The organism is Mucilaginibacter ginsenosidivorax (genome assembly GCF_007971525.1).
Lineage (GTDB): Bacteria > Bacteroidota > Bacteroidia > Sphingobacteriales > Sphingobacteriaceae > Mucilaginibacter > Mucilaginibacter ginsenosidivorax.
In genome coordinates this window covers 5,649,347-5,665,295 of the sequence record NZ_CP042437.1, presented here as the reverse complement: position 1 = coordinate 5,665,295, position 15,949 = coordinate 5,649,347, and the positions used below count along the sequence as shown (strand labels likewise).

Below are 15,949 nucleotides of genomic sequence, written 5' to 3'. Positions count from 1 at the left end.
AAAATAATGAATGAAATAAAGGTTAGTAAAATTTCACCCGCTATCTGTTAACATTGTTCCTATTTCTCAAACTCATCCGGGTTTAACTCGGGTTGTTCGGTTTCATCCGGCGGCAGTTCATTTGGGATGTTTTCAGGACCTTCTTCGGGTACATCCGGTTCACCGGGATCAGTTGGCTGCCTTATTTCGGGCCTTTCGGGTGTAACCGGCATCTCGTCGGGCTCGTTGGGCGTTGTTCTTTTTTTGCTCATGGCTTATATGGTTAAAAAATGGTTATCCTGTTTTTGTATTCGCTATTCGGCCTTAAACTGCGGATGCTTTACAATTTGCGCTGCAATGCTTAATAAATCCTGGCCGGTAAAAGCTCCTGGTCCGTCAAAATCAAAATGATGATCGCTATATACCGTAATGATGCCCAACAAGCCATCTTGCGGCACATCTACCGATCTCGATTGCTCGTAATCTATCCAATCTTCGGCCTTATCAGCCGCATAAATCTTAAATTGATTAACTTTATCCTGCGGTTCGAACTTTAACAGCCGCTGCCCCTGGCCAACGCGTATTTCAAAAGCTTTCATTATAAATATAATTGTATTTAAAAGACAGTTTTGAACCTAAAAGGTTTGCAAAAAACCTTTCATATTGCAATCAAATCCAGGCTATTGAAACATACCTGCGGCATATAGGGTTACCCTATTATTGAACATTGTTTTAAACATGAAGAAAAAAGACGAAAAAAAATATATGGAGCGCGAATGGCATTCCATGACCCATCATTTAAAAGACTTTATAAAAACCGGTAATCAGGAAAGCCTGCATCATTTTCGCACGGGTGTAAAAAAACTAAGGGCATTTTTTACGTTGATCGAAAGTACTAAAAAGGGCCACACCTCAACCAAATTATTTAAACCTGTACGTGAAATTTTTAAGCAGGCAGGTCATGTACGCAATGCATATATGAACATTCAGCTGGCCAAAGGCCAGCAGGTTGTACAAATAGATTTTATACAGGGACAGGAACAGTCATTAAAAACTTTAGCAGAGCAGTTTAGAGCAGATGGGATACAATACCTGGTTACTTTACACAAGGTGCGGCGAAAATTGAAAGAACGCATCCCAAAGTTAAAAAACCTGCACATCGGTTTATATTATGAGCATCAGTTAGAAACCATTGCTACCGGGCTGCAAAAACATAGTTTCGCAGAGGATTTGCATACCTGCCGCAAGCAAATTAAAATGCTGATTTACAATTATCACCTTGTAAAACCTAACCTTGACAGAGCTTTTAACGAAGATTACCTGGAACAAGTACAAAATGCGGTTGGCAACTGGCACGATAACAGCGTTACCATGGAGCTTTTTACCGCCGAAGCCACGGATGGTGAAACTGCAGTAGCGCTACTGAAGAAACAGGCAGTGCAGCTAAAAAGACGCGTAACCAAATTGCTTAAAGGGTTTTATGACCGGGCTACAACGGTAACCGAGTTGCCGCTGGAACAGGTGAGTTAAGTCGATAGTATTAAGTCTTAAGTCAAAAGTTTAAATTATCCTTATTTGATCTGGTACTTAAGACTTTCGACTAAAAACTACCTCCTCGGATATTCGAAATACGACAGGATCAATCCTTCATACCTGTCAACCAGCCCCTGGTCGATAAAGCCACTTTTGAGGAGCACCATTTGCGAACCCTTGTTTTCCTGATCGGTAACGGCCACTACTTTCTGGGTTTGGGGGATAGTAAAAGCATAGTCAACAACCAGCTTTGCCATTTCGGTAGCATATCCTTTGCCCCAATAGGGCGCTGCAAGGCTGTAGCCCAGTTCAATGACTGCATCATCGCCCGCATTAAATTCGCGTAGCAGGCAGCTACCCATAAAATTGCCCGTTTCGCGTTCAACGATAGCCCAGCGGTTAAGTGCTGCGTGAGGCTGTGCCATACTTTGTTGCAACAGTTCGCTATACTGTTCGGCCGTGCGTACTGGTAAATACACATTCACCAGCGGGTCCATATGTATATTAACGTAAGGTGCTTCATCGGCAGCAATAAAAGGCCGGATAATAAGACGCCGCGATTCGAGACTAAAACTCATAACAATTCAATTTTAACAAATGTGCCAAATTCAAAAACGAGTATCAAGTAGTTAGTATCAAGTATCAAGACTGAATATGCGTAGGTGTCAGATCGGCTTTACAGGTGGCTTAGTTTCCCGGCGTCTGCCACGTTAGCAAAACGCGCCAGCAGCACTCTCAATTTAGGGTTCACTACATTTTGGCAAAAAGGCTTATCGGGGTTACTGTAGTAGTAATTCAGGTAACTGTCGCTATTAAGCCGGAAACGTTTGTAAGGAATAACTTTGGTGATAATAGCACTTTTAAATTCCGGTTGCAGGGCGTCAATAACGTTTTGTGCGGCCATTGCCTGCCTTTCATTAAAAGTATAAACTGCCGACCGGTATTTATCCCGCATACTGTGATTAATCGTGCAACTGTGGGTATATAAATGTACCGCAATAAGTGTTTGTATTGCTATTGCCCTCTCATCAAATTCAACAATAACGGCCTCGCTAAAAGTAGAATTTTGGCCATCAGACGCTATCCAGCCCTGCTGAACAGCTACCACTCCCTTTAACGATAAAAATATTGCTTCGGTGCACCAATGGCAACTTCCGCCAAAACCTATTTTGCTGACCATTTTTTAGTCCACAAATTTAACAATCGGTCGGTGTATTTTGCAGGAGAATGAAAACCTTTATACCCTAAGCTGCCAACTGGTTACCTACTTTTTGCAGTAACGAATCGATATCAAAAGGTTTGGGGATAAAATCGTCAGGAGCACTATTTTCGTAGCCATCCAGGCGCAATTCGTCCGAGCCCGAAATCAGGATTATCGGGATATGATTGGTTTCAGCACTTTCCTTTAGGTTTTTGCACAGTTCGCGGCCATCCAGGCCAGCCAGCATTACATCCATCAGGATCAGGTCGGGTTTAAAGGTATCCATGGTTTTTTCAATCATTTCGCCGCTGGTAAGCGTCCAAACATTGTAGCCTTCTTCCATCAGTATAAGGCAAATGAGTTCAACCATTTCAGAGTCATCGTCGACAATTAGTATATTCTTGCTCATGGCATTGGTTATATGTATCAGATAGTCTAAATTTCATGCCAATGATTTAGGTTAGTGCTCCCTTGTTTAAATAAGAAAGAGTTGGGTGTTACCAACGCAATAGCTCCGGTCATCGTTGTTATTAACATATTTTAAATTAAATTGGGGCTTTATTACCGGTAAAACCTGGCATGCTAAATATTGTTAAGAAACTGATACTCCCTTTTATAAGCGTGATCATACTGGGTACCTCTTGCCGTAAGGCAGTACTGGCACCCGATAATCCGTCGAAAGCTAAATTATTGGATTTGGTGAACAACTACCGGGCGTCGGGCTGTACCTGTGGTACTGTTTATTATCCGCCGGTAAACCCCGTTGTTTGGAACGATACCCTACAGGTAGCCGCTCAAAGGCACAGTAATGATATGGACGAGAAACAATTCTTTAGCCATACCGGCAGCGATGGCACCAACACCGGCGACAGGCTAATGAGCCTAAATTATATTTTCTCTACCTACGGCGAAAATATTGCCGAAGGTTATGCCAACGAAACTGATGTAATGGTTGGCTGGATTAAAAGCCCCGGCCACTGCCAAAACATTATGAATGGCGATTTTAGCCAAATGGGCGTTGCCACCAGCGGGAAGTATTGGACACAGGTTTTTTCGGCGCATTAGCAAATAAAAATATTATTGCGAGATCGCGGAGGTTAGCGTCGATCACCCAAAATATGCCTCAGTTGAAGCCACAAGGTTCAGTAATTCCAATACCGGCTCTGTTTCCAATCCGCTTGCCCAAAGCTCATCGGCAAATTTCTTGAATGAGGCCAATGATTGCAGTACCTGGTGAGCCTCTTCGTTTTCCAGCTGATCAAAATGCATAAAGGTTTTGCCGTCGGGCAGCAGCCAGCAGGTGTATTTGATGCCGGGGTGGTTTAACCGCTTTAACTCGGCAACAATGCCTGCTATATTGGCCTGGTTAATGGGTGCAAACTCTGGCTTAGTGGTATATTGTACGCGTACTACTTTCATTTTTTTAACGCTTTTATATTATCAAATTGGCAATTTTTTGGATTATCAGTCTTTCTCAAATTTCGGACGTGCCGTCTTTCGGACTTCCGGATTTGACCGATAGTTGAGGGCCGCGGTAGTTCCGCCCGTTACATCGATGGTTACACCGGTTATGTTACCTGCTAAATCCGAAACCAGGAATACGGCAGTATTGGCAATATCAGCCATGAGCGGCAGCTTTTTCAGCATCGTATCAGCCTCCATCTGTTTCAATACCATGGCCATTACTTCAGGACGATCTTTAATAGCATCTGCAAATACCCTGGAGTCTGGCGAGCCACCCGAACGGATGTTTACTACACGTACACCATACTGGCCAACTTCGGATGCCAGGTTGCTGCTAAAACTTTCAACCGCGCAGCAGGCAGCGGCAAAGCCGCCGGTATATGGGTACCCGATACCACCGGGCGTTGCAGTAAGGAACAGGATAACACCCGAACCTTGTTCGGCCATCACCCTACCCGCCGCTGTAGCGGTTAAAAACCGGGTTCTCAGCGTGGCCGTTACCGGCTCCACAAAATCATTTGCAGATAAATCAACCAGCGGAACACCCTGTTTAACATCAACACCAACGGCATTAAACGAAATATCCAATGTGCCTGCTGTTTTTAAAACTGTAGCTATATGTTGCTTAATGGCGTCAGCGTTAAATGCATCAACTTGGGCAACTTCGGCAAGCCCACCAAGGGCAATGATTTCATCGGCAACTATTTGCAAGGGGGCCAGCGTGCGGCCTGTTAAAAACACTTTTGCGCCGGCTACAGCCAGGGCTTTTGCAACCGCGCCGCCCAGAGAACCGCCCGCACCGTAAATAATGGCATTTTTGTTTTGGAGTAACATATTAATTCCGGTTTTTAAAACATATCAATCACTCGATGCCCCACAGCGATAAGGGTAAAGCGATCACCATCGTTATACAAACCTATAACTAAATATCCTTTTTAAGATGGGTTATTGCAGACAATTTCGGGGTGCATTTGCGACATATAGGAGGATGTGTTACGGCAAGAATTTTTTTTTAGAGCCCCGGGCAACCCAGGTTATTCTTGTACGTATAAACCACTGTTTGCATAAAAAACATTTCGTTACAGGTAAATGAACCGCATTAATTTAACTTATGCCTATGAACTAACTACATTAGCCTTTAATAAACTTTGCTGTAACCAAAAAAACATCTACTTTTGTGCCGCCTTAAAACATTTACCGTAGTATAACTAATGCCCGATCAACAATCACAACAATCCATTTTCAGCCAACTCGATGTTTTCGGGCATAAAAAAGTGGTGTTTTGCAGCGATCCGGATACCAATCTGAAAGCTATCATCGCTATTCATGACACCACCCTTGGGCCTGCTTTTGGCAGCACCCGCATGTGGAGTTATAAAACCGAAGGCGATGCGTTAAATGATGTATTACGCCTGGCCAAAAGCATGACCTATAAATGCGCCATCGCGGGGCTTAATATGGGCGGCGGTTATTCGGTAATTATTGGCGATTCGCGCCGGGATAAAACCGAGGCGATGATGCGCAAATTTGGTCGCTTTATCAAAAATCTTAACGGCGAGTTCATCACATCTGAAGATGTAGGCACCAATCCACGCGATATGGAATACATCCGCATGGAAACCCAGCATGTTACCGGTATCCCAGAAACGCTTGGCGGCAGCGGCGATCCTTCGCCTGTGGCGGCACAGGGTGTTTTTATGGGGATAAAAGCTTGTGTTAAAGAACAGTTTGGCACCGATACCCTAGCGGGCAAATCGGTTATTGTTCAGGGTGTAGGCCACGTTGGCGAGCACCTGGTGCGCCTGCTGCGCGATGAAAAAGTAAAAGTGTATATCAGCGATATCCAGGAAGAACGCGTTGGGCAAATTGCCAAAAAATACGGCGCCGAAGCGGTATCAAATAACAGTATTTTTGATATCGATGCCGATATTTATGCACCTTGCGCGCTGGGTGGCACTGTAAATACCCAAACCATAAACAAGTTAAAATGCAGCATCATAGCCGGATCGGCCAATAACCAGTTACTGGATGAGGCGGTTCATGGCGAAATGTTATTGAACAAAAATATACTATTTGCGCCCGACTACGTTATTAATGCCGGCGGCATTATTAATTGCTATTCGGAGTTAATGGGATTCAGCAAAAAACGCACGTTGCAACTTACCGAAAATATTTACGAGGTAACGCGCAATATTTTAAAGCTCTCGAAACTGGAAAACATTTCTACCGTTGTAGCAGCAAATAAAATAGCAGAGAAAAGAATTACGGATATTAAAAAAGTAAAATCGTCATATTAATTATAGTTTAAACCGCTGGCCAGCTGGCCGGCCAAATCGTTCTTACACATGTTAAACAGAAGGCACCTACGGGTAAAAGTACTACAGGCATTATACGCGTTCCACCAATCGGACACCACCGACATTAAACAGTATGAAAAAAACATGCTGGGAAGTATAGATGAAGTTTTTGAAATGTATATCTGGATGTTATCACTCATTTCAGAGGTGGCTAACTATGCCGCAAATGATAAAGAGGAGCGCGCCAACAAGCATTTACCCACCGCCGAGGACCTCAATGCCAATATTAAAATAGTCAGCAACAGGTTTATCCTCTCCCTGAATGATAACCGGGATTATCTTATCGCCTCAAAAAAATACAAGGTTGACTGGGGTTTTGAACCCGAACTGGCTAAAACCCTGTTTACAACCCTAAAAAAATCGCCCGAGTATGCCGAATACCTGGCCAAAACCGACGATACCATCCAAACGGATAAAGACATCATTAAATTTATTTTCAAAAAAGTGATTTTAAAATCATCATTGGCCGAGCAGGTTTTTGAGGATAAATTCATTTTTTGGCCTGTAGACAGGGATGTTTTGCAAGCTTTGATTGCCAAAACATTCAAAAACTTTAGCAGCGAAGATTTTAAACAAAATCAGCTTGCCGAGATAACCGGTAACTGGGCCGAAGACCGCGAATTTGTGGTTGACCTTTTTGCAAAAAGCATCCGTTTTGATAAGCCCTACCAGGAATTAATTGCCGCTAAAACTACCAATTGGGAGCCCGACCGCATTGCGATGATGGATACGCTGTTAATGAAAATGGCCATTACGGAGTTTGTAAACTTCACTTCAATCCCGGTAAAAGTTACCATTAACGAGTACCTTGAAATTTCAAAGGAGTTTAGCACACCTAAGAGTAATTCATTTATAAACGGTATCTTAGACAAGATTTTGATTGACCTTAAGGCCGAAAACAAGATCAAAAAAATTGGCAGAGGATTGATTGAATAGTTTTGATAAGTATTGGGTACTAAGTTGTAAAATTTAACACCCGATTTTTAAGAGATTTTAAATAAAAACCGACTATATAAAATGAAGAAACTGTTTTTAAGCTTAGTAGCGGCAGGCTTACTATTATCGGCCTGTAACCAATCAAAAACCGGCAGTACTGCGGCTACAACCGATAGTGCGGCTACAACTACCGCCAACGCGGCTAACGCGCCGGTAATGAAGTTTGAAAAAGAAAGCCATGATTTTGGCAAGATAAAAACCGGCGATAAAGTTAACTACGATTTTAAATTCACCAATACAGGCAAGTCGCCCCTGATTATCAGCGAGGCACATGCTACCTGCGGCTGTACTATTCCGGAGTGGCCCAAAGCCCCTGTTAAACCAGGCGAAAGCGGCATTATAAAAGTTACCTTTAACAGCGCAGGCAAAAGCGGTTTGCAGGACAAACAAATAACCGTAACCGCCAATACCGTACCGGCCCAAACTATGGTACACCTTATTGGCGAGGTTTTAAAATAATAATTTCAATTAATTTAAACAATGATAGCAACAATTTTTTTACAGGCCGCTGCAGGCGGTGCTTTTGGTAGCTACAGTACTTTAATACCTATGGTATTAATTATTGTAGTGTTTTACTTTTTTATGATACGCCCACAGGTTAAAAAACAAAAAGACCAAAAGAAATACGTAGATGAACTTAAAAAAGGCGATAAAGTGGTGACCACAGCTGGCATTCATGGCCGCATCATTGACCTTAACGACTCTACTTTTTTAGTTGAGGTTGAGAACGGAAAAATCCGTTTCGATAAATCGGCAATATCATTAGATGCATCAAAAGCATTAAATACACCTGCTGTAGTTAAGTAGGTGAAAGGTTACACGTTAAAGGTAAAAGGATAAAGGTGTCTTGTCCTTAATCTAAATAATAAGGCGAAAGGCGATTGGTAGTTAGCAGTTCAACCTGTGAACATTTACCTTTAACCTTTCGCCTTTACCCTTTAACATCAATAACAACCTCAATAATATGGCAATAGTAAAACTATCCACAACAGAACGGCGGCGGCTATCGGTATTTTTTACCTGCCTTGGCCTGGCCATTGTTGCGTGGATTTTTACTACGCTATCGAGTCCGCTGCCCTTTATTATTAACGAGGCATTAGTATACAAAAACTCACCGCAAAAAAAGGCTTTCCACCCCCTGCAGGCAGATACCATAAAAATTACCATACAAGGTACAGGCTGGCAAATGCTTTTTTCGAAAATGAAGCCCGATAGTAAGCCCATCACGGTCGATTTAACACCCCTGGAAAGCCGCAATTACGTAGTGCTTAGCTCGCAGCTTAAGCTCATTAATGCCAAACGAGATGCCAACCAGCAAATTACGGCCATTGACCCCGATACCCTATATTTTGATTTCACCAACCGGCTTACCAAAAAAGTACCTGTAAGGGCTTTATTGGGTATTGATTACCAAAAACAGTTTGCCATATCGGGCAACGTATCTATCAAGCCTGCCTATGTAACCGTAAGCGGCCCTGCCGACAGGTTACAAAAGATAGACGAATGGAAGACTGATTCGATAAAGGCAAGCAATGTAAATGAAAGCATTGCCACGCGGATAAATTTGCAGCCGGTAACCGAAGGTAATTTAACCATATACCCTAAAAGTGTACAGGTGAATATCCCGGTGGATGAGTTTACCGAGAAAACGCTGGATATCCCGGTTAAGCTCATCAACAACCATAATTACGATAACGTTAAGGTGTTTCCGCAAAAGGTAAAAGTGACATTTACCACGTCGTTAAGCCGTTATAAGGATATGAGCGATGATCTTTTTGAGGCTACCGCCGATCTTGATCTTTGGCGCGATCATGGCTACTCTACCCTGCCGGTGCAGTTAACGCGCTTCCCTCCTTTTTGTAAAATAGTGAAAGTAAGCCCGGCGAATATTGATTTTATTATCAAAAAATAATGAATATGTGTGGTACTTCTAAAATAGATCGATACTGTTTTTAAGGGAAGGAATATCTTTGTAGATAAATACTCGTTTTATGACGATACCAATAAGATCCGCGCCTATCCTTAAAGGAAATGTCGCTAAGGGATTTATAAAAAAGGCAGATGCTAACTTAAGTAAAAAATCGACCATTGATTTTTCCAAAGAAGTTTCTATCTCCAACAAAATTTTAAACAAAACAAAAAAATGAAGAATCCAGTTTGGAAGGTATCTAATTACAGGGAAACCGCTTTTAAAAATTTGGTGTAGAAAGGTAACCCCTATGGGGCAAAAAATACATTTGATATTGTTCTACAAAATGGGTTGCCTCTACGAGGCATCATATCATACAAATAAAGGCGCTTGCCTCGTAGAGGCTACCTGTTTGTAGTAATATTTATCTAAATTTCTTTTATGCCCCATAGGGGCTACCTATCTCAGCATTAAAAAACCTATTACGCGCGATTCCCCGTATTTCATTGACAACCTTACAAACCTATAATTAAGGATAAAGCGGATCCATTTTCAAGAATGATATATTTAATTTCGATGACTAACTATACCAATCCCTGCAAATGCTTAAAATTGGTTTAACAGGCAATATAGGCAGCGGCAAAACCACTGTAGCTAAAGTATTTGAGCTATTGGGTGTACCGGTTTTTTATGCCGACGACGAAGCCAAAAAGGTTATGGTTACCGATGCTATACTTATAGACGCCATTAAGCAAACATTTGGTGCCGAATCTTATTTTGCTGATGGCTCTTTAAACCGCAAATATATTGCCGCTATTGTTTTTAATAATCCGGCGGAGTTAGAGAAACTTAATGCATTGGTGCACCCTGCCGTTTTCAGGGCTTTTGAAGTACTTGAGGCAAAAGCAAAAAATGCCCCTTACATCATTCGCGAGGCGGCTATATTATTCGAGAGCGGCTCATACAAAACCTGTGACCGTTCTATCATTGTAACCGCCCCCCTGGATAAACGCATTGCCCGCGTAGTGCAACGCGACGGCATTAGTGTTGATGAAGTTAAAAAACGCGAAGGCCGCCAGATGCCAGAAGATGAAAAGAAAAAACTGGCCGATGACGTTATTATAAACGATGATAACAGGTTGGTAATTCCGCAGGTGCTTGCCCTGCACCAAAAATATCTGGCCCTTGCCCATAACTAACTTATAACGAATTAAACATTAGCTTTTAGCTGTACGCCTTAAGCTTTTAGCTCATGAAAATGATACTCGACGATTTTGTACTTATAGATGATAAAGGCCTTTACTGCAAGTATGGCGATTTTTACCTCGACCCTAAACTGCCTGCTAAAAATGCCGTTATTACGCATGCCCACGCCGATCATGCCATCAGCGGCAATACCGATGTTTATTGTACCCGCGCCACGGCAACCGTAATGCAGTTAAGGTATGAACGCACTGCCGCCAAAGTTTTCCACATTGTACCCTTTAACCAGCCTTTTACAATTGGCAGGGTGCAAATTACTTTTATACCGGCCGGTCACATGCTTGGTTCGGCACAGATACTTATGGAGTACGAGGGGACCCGTTACCTGTACACCGGCGACTATAAACTACAACCCGATGCCACCTGCGAGCCCATAGAATGGGTAAAAACCGATGTTCTGATAACCGAAAGCACCTTTGCCGACCCTGCCGTTATACACCCTGATCCGGTTGAGGAGATTAAAAAGATCGTCGATATCAAGATCAATATTTTGCTGGGTGCTTATGGGCTGGGCAAAAGCCAGCGGCTTATTAACCTGATAACTGAACACGCCCCCCGGAAAAAAATTCTGGTGCATCATAAAATTATGCCCATTAACGCCATTTACGAAAACATGGGCTACCGCCCCGGCAAATACCAGGTTTATGGCCGTAAGCTAATGAAAGTGCAGGACGAATTTGTATATATAGTGCCTCCGTTTACTTTTGACAGCTACATCAGGGCCACCGGTGTAAAGCGATTGTTTGCATCGGGCTGGAAAAACCTGCAGGTAAACAGCCAGGATACCCTTTTTATATCCGACCATGTGGACTGGAAAGATATCCTGGAAACCATTGCCCGTACCCAGCCAAAGCAGGTATGGACACTGCATGGCGACGGCCGGCATTTGAAGAATTATTTTAAAGATGAGATATTTGTAAAAATACTCAACTGATTATATTGATGTGCAGATATGCAAACCTGTACAGCTAATGACTAACAGCTAAAATTTGGTATTCATGCTGAAAGAGGGTATTGATTATTATATTAATGAGGATGGCAACTTTGTTTTTACAAAGCAGTATCATTTAGCGCGCGGCTATTGCTGCAAAAATAAATGCCTGCACTGCCCCTGGGACTATGGTAAACCAAAATTGGACAGCAGCAACTTTAACCCAGATGACCTGCCAGGGCAAAAGCCAATACCCGATTAGTTTACCTCAATTTAAAAATAAATAAACATATTTGTACTTTGGTTATTATAAACTATTATGCGGATAGACGACGAGATACAAAGCAACAAATTTGAAGACAATTACCACAAGGTAGTCATTAACATTGCCTACACTTCTGGATGGTTAAACAATGCTTTCCGTTGCCATTTTGATAAGTATAACCTTACCCAACAGCAATTTAATATCCTGCGGATACTAAGGGGGCAATACCCAAAACCCGCCACCATCAATTTATTGAAAGAAAGGATGATTGATAAAATGTCTGACGCCAGCCGCATTGTTGATCGCCTGATCCAAAAAGAATTGGTTTCGCGTTGCACCAACAATAAAGACCGCCGGGCTGTTGATATCCGTATAAGCGACCTTGGCCTTCAAACCCTTGCCAAAATGGATGAAGAGTTTAAAACCCGCAAAATTCTTGAAGATAACCTTACACCAGACGAAGCCGCACAGTTAAGCGACTTGTTGGATAAATTGCGTGGATAGTAGTCTATCTAAAATGCTATTCGGTTAAGTAAAATAAAACGCAGGGATAGTAATAATGAATAATGAATGTCCAACACCGAAGTTTTACCTTCATTATTCGATGTTGGACGTTCAGTAGTCGATATTTAGCGATCTCAACCCGGTAAATTTCGAGGATCAATAATGCCCTCTTATCTTCCCAATAATTTCCGCATCATACAAACTCCTTAATTGCTGATGAATAGCTGACGACAAGGGCTCCAAAGCAGATGCCCCCACATTACTATCAACCTGTGATACTTTTGATGCACCGGGGATAACAGTGGTGACTTCCGGATGATCCAATATCCAGCGGATAGCCCATTGCGGCATACTCCCATCGGGTAATATTTGTTTTATTTGTTGAGATAGCTTCAACCCTTCGTTAAACTCGATGCCCGAGAATGTTTCGCCGGTATTAAAGGCTTCGCCGTTGGCGTTATAATTACGATGGTCATTTGCGGCAAATTTGGTTTGCGCGTTAAATTTACCGGATAATAACCCACTGGCTAAGGGGACTCTTACAATAATGGCGACGTCTTTTTCCCTGGCTTTGGCAAAAACTTCGTCGGCCACATGTTGCCTGAACAGGTTAAATATGATCTGTAACGATGCCAGACCTTCCTGCTCCAGGCAAATAAGCGCTTCCTGGGACGTTTCTACACTGGCGCCAAAGTGCTTGATAAGGCCTTGCTGCTGCAGGGTACGTAAATGATCAAATACCTTACCCGATTTCATTTCTTCGGTTGGGATGCAGTGCAATTGCTCTAAAAATAGTTGCGACACATCCAAATGCTTCAGCGAGTCTTCCACATTCCGTTTCATTATATCGTAGGTAAAGTTTTGCGGCCAGCCGTTTGGTGCATCGCCGCGGCGGCCCAGTTTGGTAGCTACAAATATTTCTTTATCTGTTGTTTTTAAAAATCTGCCAATAACGGATTCACTTACCCCCATACCATAAACATCGGCGGTATCAATGAAATTTCCTCCTCCATCGGTGTATGCTTTTAATATGGCGAAGGCGTCATCGTCATTTACATTGCCCCAATCGGCGCTACCCAATTGCCAGGTACCCAGGCCAACTTTGGCAATGGGGGTATTTTTAAATTTTCTGTAGTTCATATGGTTAATGCCTTTTGTAAGTTATTGGCTGTCAGTATAAAATTTCCCTCATTGCGAGGTACGAAGCAATCCCGAACTATGTGGAACTGAGCATGTCGGGGATTGCTTCGTACCTCAATGACGGTAGCTTAGAACATTGATTTAGCTACATTTCGTTGCACGTCATAACATTTTTTTCAGATTTTTCCTGGTGGTCATTCGCCATAACGATTAGTTATGACTTCCCCGTTTCCTCGTACAAAATATCTAATATCGTAGGTGTCACTCTGCCAAAAAATGAGATACCGGCAGCACCATTTTTTAATGCATATTGTATCCCGATGCGCACTTCATCGTCATTTTTAAAATCGGATATATATAAGCCTGCATACAGCGGGAATTTTCCATCCAAAAAGTGTACACCTTCGGCCACGGCGTCACCTATCCAGCTTACACCCTCTTTATAAAAGCCATGATAAATCATGGGGCAAACGCCATCCAGGTGAAAATTTGTCCAGTCCTGCCTCACGTTGCGGCGTGCAACTTCGGGCGTTGGGAACACAGCCGCGGTTATGGCCTTTTTATGTTGTTTAGCCACCTCCGAAATTTTGTTGACTACCCTGATAATATTACCATACCTGAACAACCGCCACGAAAGGCTGGCATCCGGGTATTGTATTGCTTTTACATCCTGTCCGTATTGTTCTTTAAACTTGGCCTGGCAAACTTCGCAATAGCAAAAATCATATTCAGGCAATTCCCTGGTTTGTTCAATTTTGTAGTGGTCCCAAAGGTTTACTGGCAGTACAACATCGCAATAACGCACATAATCCAGGTGAATACCATCTACATAATCCAAAGCCAGTATCTTATCAACAGTAGTCGTCAGGTAATCCTGTACTTCGGGGCGCGATGGGCAAAGCCAGCGGTAGTAAGTTACGTAGGGTGGTTTATCGGCACATGAATCGCCGTTGCGGCTTTTGCTGTACCACTCGGGATGCTCAGTGAGCAGTTCGGCACGGTTAAAAGTCCATATCCAGCGGTGGGCTTCAATTCCGGCAGCTTTAGCCGCGCGAAAATGCCGCTCGCTGTCGTTTTCAAAAAATATACCTGTTATCCCTTTAGCTTTATAGGCAGTATAATTGGCTTTTAGCTCCTCATCCGTATCCTTCAGGTTAGGATTTATCCATATCCAGTTTTTCTTTGTTTTTTTTCTTGCAGCCGCGGTATTTACCGGGGCTGCGGTGCTTAGCAATGGCAACTGGGCAGCAACACCGGCCAATAAACCGGCTTTTAAAAATTCGCGCTTATTCATGGTGTATCGGGTTTAATTGCTCTATAAAACCTTCGTGGTTTATGGTATAGGTGGTGTTTGTTTTTGCGTCGGTAATAAAAGCCTCAAACTGGTTTTGAGTGCTTTGCAGCTTTAATTTATTGCTGATACCGGCAATATCATACTTATTGTTAATACCCAATTTACCAAGCGACGAGGTATATTCATGATGTTGCCTGTACCATTGTTTTTGCCTGTAGTAAACCAGCCAAAGGTATTTCTTTTGCTCCTCGGCATAGGGCATATTAAATACCACATCGTCGGCCTCATGTGTGCTGAACAAAAGATACCCCCAATGTTCGGGACTGTGCATGGCAATCTCGCCCTGCGGCGACCACGACCAGTTATGTTCCGGAAGATCGCGCCCGGCAGAATCCTTCAGTTTTACATTTCTGCCTTCCGCAATTTTAGTATCATACTCCACCCGTGAAAAATTTATCCGGTAAATGGTGCCGTTTTCAGGAACCTGCGATTTAAATCCCATGGTGATGGCACTAAAAGGGATAGCCATTTCAACCGTCCAGCCCTCATCAGTATCTGATGCGTTGTTGAGTGTGCCCTGCACCTTAACTGCCGAACGCAGGCCGCTGGCATCCCAGCCTATTAGCCCGCCTCCCCTGTTGCGGTATGGCTTATTTAAAAATAAATCAAAAATGGTATTCAGCGCATTTACCTCAATTTCGTAATAGGAATGGGTTGTTGTAGATGGATCGATAAACAATTCAAAATCGTTATCGTGATATACAATATCATCGTGATTTTTTAAAGTAGCCCATACTTGTGATTCTTCCATATGGGCGGCTATATATAAATAATTGTCGTCCCAAAGCATTTTTACCTTGGTTTTGTAAGGCGGCCTGGGTTTAAGGTCGCCTTCAATATCAACAAAGTCTTTGGTCCATTTTGCTTGCTGCCAAGCGGCGTCGTTAATATCGCCATCAATTACCGGCGCATTTGCAATATGTTTTACCACGTAATTTTCGGGCGTTGCAAACAAATTCTCCAGGCCGGCAAATGGCGATTGTGCCTTGGTAATTTGGGGAGTAAATAACATCGCTGTAAGAAACACCGTTTGTATACCGCGACTGACTGCAA

At 42.8% G+C, this 15,949-nt stretch carries 21 protein-coding genes; 11 read left to right on the top strand and 10 right to left on the bottom strand.

Annotation, left to right across the window (positions count from 1 at the left end):
* Nucleotides 1-59: 59 nt before the first annotated feature.
* Nucleotides 60-251 carry a hypothetical protein gene (locus FSB76_RS23675; protein WP_147057793.1) on the bottom strand — a complete coding sequence of 64 codons (192 nt, stop codon included), beginning with the start codon at nt 249-251 and terminating at the stop codon, nt 60-62.
* Nucleotides 252-293: 42 nt separating this feature from the next.
* Nucleotides 294-578: a hypothetical protein gene (locus FSB76_RS23670; protein WP_147057792.1), complete on the bottom strand. Its 285-nt coding sequence runs from the start codon at nt 576-578 to the stop codon at nt 294-296.
* Nucleotides 579-717: 139 nt separating this feature from the next.
* Here FSB76_RS23670 and FSB76_RS23665 point away from each other — a divergent pair, with 139 nt between their 5' ends.
* A complete protein-coding gene (locus tag FSB76_RS23665) occupies nt 718-1,509 on the top strand; it encodes a CHAD domain-containing protein (RefSeq protein WP_147057790.1) in 792 nt (263 codons plus the stop codon).
* Between the two features lie 77 nt (nt 1,510-1,586).
* Here the strand turns inward: FSB76_RS23665 and FSB76_RS23660 are convergent, their stop codons facing one another.
* From FSB76_RS23660 to FSB76_RS23650, 3 genes are all read right to left on the bottom strand, one after another.
* Nucleotides 1,587-2,090, bottom strand: a complete 504-nt coding sequence (locus FSB76_RS23660) for a GNAT family N-acetyltransferase (RefSeq protein ID WP_147057788.1) — start codon at nt 2,088-2,090, stop codon at nt 1,587-1,589.
* Between the two features lie 98 nt (nt 2,091-2,188).
* Complete coding sequence (locus tag FSB76_RS23655; protein WP_147057786.1) at nt 2,189-2,692, bottom strand: peptide-methionine (S)-S-oxide reductase; 504 nt, start codon at nt 2,690-2,692, stop codon at nt 2,189-2,191.
* 64 nt (nt 2,693-2,756) lie between these two features.
* Entirely contained in the window at nt 2,757-3,122 is a 366-nt protein-coding gene (locus FSB76_RS23650; RefSeq protein WP_147057784.1) for a response regulator, read from the bottom strand.
* A gap of 170 nt (nt 3,123-3,292) precedes the next feature.
* Between FSB76_RS23650 and FSB76_RS23645 the strand changes: the two genes are divergently transcribed.
* The gene (locus FSB76_RS23645) at nt 3,293-3,778 is read left to right on the top strand and encodes a CAP domain-containing protein (protein WP_147057782.1); all 486 of its coding nucleotides are present in this window, start codon (nt 3,293-3,295) and stop codon (nt 3,776-3,778) included.
* A 42-nt stretch (nt 3,779-3,820) separates the two neighbouring features.
* On the opposite strand, the gene FSB76_RS23640 is transcribed toward FSB76_RS23645, so the two are convergent.
* Both FSB76_RS23640 and FSB76_RS23635 read right to left on the bottom strand, forming a co-directional pair.
* Complete coding sequence (locus FSB76_RS23640; RefSeq protein ID WP_147057780.1) at nt 3,821-4,132, bottom strand: hypothetical protein; 312 nt, start codon at nt 4,130-4,132, stop codon at nt 3,821-3,823.
* A 45-nt stretch (nt 4,133-4,177) separates the two neighbouring features.
* Complete coding sequence (locus tag FSB76_RS23635; protein ID WP_147057778.1) at nt 4,178-5,011, bottom strand: SDR family NAD(P)-dependent oxidoreductase; 834 nt, start codon at nt 5,009-5,011, stop codon at nt 4,178-4,180.
* A 377-nt stretch (nt 5,012-5,388) separates the two neighbouring features.
* Between FSB76_RS23635 and FSB76_RS23630 the strand changes: the two genes are divergently transcribed.
* The 9 genes from FSB76_RS23630 (at nt 5,389) to FSB76_RS23590 (ending at nt 12,402) form a co-directional block, all read left to right on the top strand.
* Nucleotides 5,389-6,474: a Glu/Leu/Phe/Val family dehydrogenase gene (locus FSB76_RS23630; protein ID WP_147057777.1), complete on the top strand. Its 1,086-nt coding sequence runs from the start codon at nt 5,389-5,391 to the stop codon at nt 6,472-6,474.
* A gap of 48 nt (nt 6,475-6,522) precedes the next feature.
* Nucleotides 6,523-7,470, top strand: a complete 948-nt coding sequence (locus FSB76_RS23625) for a transcription antitermination protein NusB (protein ID WP_147057775.1) — start codon at nt 6,523-6,525, stop codon at nt 7,468-7,470.
* 81 nt (nt 7,471-7,551) lie between these two features.
* Nucleotides 7,552-7,989, top strand: coding sequence for a DUF1573 domain-containing protein (locus FSB76_RS23620; RefSeq protein WP_147057772.1), 438 nt, complete (start codon nt 7,552-7,554; stop codon nt 7,987-7,989).
* Between the two features lie 21 nt (nt 7,990-8,010).
* Nucleotides 8,011-8,337, top strand: a complete 327-nt coding sequence (gene yajC / locus FSB76_RS23615) for a preprotein translocase subunit YajC (protein ID WP_147057770.1) — start codon at nt 8,011-8,013, stop codon at nt 8,335-8,337.
* A 157-nt stretch (nt 8,338-8,494) separates the two neighbouring features.
* Nucleotides 8,495-9,442, top strand: coding sequence for a CdaR family protein (locus FSB76_RS23610; RefSeq protein ID WP_147057768.1), 948 nt, complete (start codon nt 8,495-8,497; stop codon nt 9,440-9,442).
* A 599-nt stretch (nt 9,443-10,041) separates the two neighbouring features.
* On the top strand, nt 10,042-10,638 hold the full coding sequence (gene coaE / locus FSB76_RS23605) for a dephospho-CoA kinase (protein ID WP_147057766.1): 597 nt from the start codon (nt 10,042-10,044) through the stop codon (nt 10,636-10,638).
* A gap of 53 nt (nt 10,639-10,691) precedes the next feature.
* Nucleotides 10,692-11,636, top strand: a complete 945-nt coding sequence (locus FSB76_RS23600) for an MBL fold metallo-hydrolase (protein WP_317131355.1) — start codon at nt 10,692-10,694, stop codon at nt 11,634-11,636.
* Between the two features lie 64 nt (nt 11,637-11,700).
* Nucleotides 11,701-11,895, top strand: a complete 195-nt coding sequence (locus tag FSB76_RS23595; RefSeq protein ID WP_147057764.1) for a DUF5522 domain-containing protein — start codon at nt 11,701-11,703, stop codon at nt 11,893-11,895.
* Between the two features lie 57 nt (nt 11,896-11,952).
* Nucleotides 11,953-12,402 carry a MarR family winged helix-turn-helix transcriptional regulator gene (locus FSB76_RS23590; RefSeq protein ID WP_147057762.1) on the top strand — a complete coding sequence of 150 codons (450 nt, stop codon included), beginning with the start codon at nt 11,953-11,955 and terminating at the stop codon, nt 12,400-12,402.
* A 156-nt stretch (nt 12,403-12,558) separates the two neighbouring features.
* On the opposite strand, the gene FSB76_RS23585 is transcribed toward FSB76_RS23590, so the two are convergent.
* The 3 genes from FSB76_RS23585 to FSB76_RS23575 form a co-directional block, all read right to left on the bottom strand.
* On the bottom strand, nt 12,559-13,542 hold the full coding sequence (locus tag FSB76_RS23585; RefSeq protein ID WP_147057760.1) for an aldo/keto reductase: 984 nt from the start codon (nt 13,540-13,542) through the stop codon (nt 12,559-12,561).
* Nucleotides 13,543-13,756: 214 nt separating this feature from the next.
* The gene (locus FSB76_RS23580; protein WP_147057758.1) at nt 13,757-14,836 is read right to left on the bottom strand and encodes a family 10 glycosylhydrolase; all 1,080 of its coding nucleotides are present in this window, start codon (nt 14,834-14,836) and stop codon (nt 13,757-13,759) included.
* Complete coding sequence (locus FSB76_RS23575; RefSeq protein ID WP_147057756.1) at nt 14,829-15,908, bottom strand: carbohydrate-binding family 9-like protein; 1,080 nt, start codon at nt 15,906-15,908, stop codon at nt 14,829-14,831. Before FSB76_RS23575 ends, FSB76_RS23580 begins: the two co-directional genes overlap by 8 nt.
* Nucleotides 15,909-15,949: the final 41 nt, after the last annotated feature.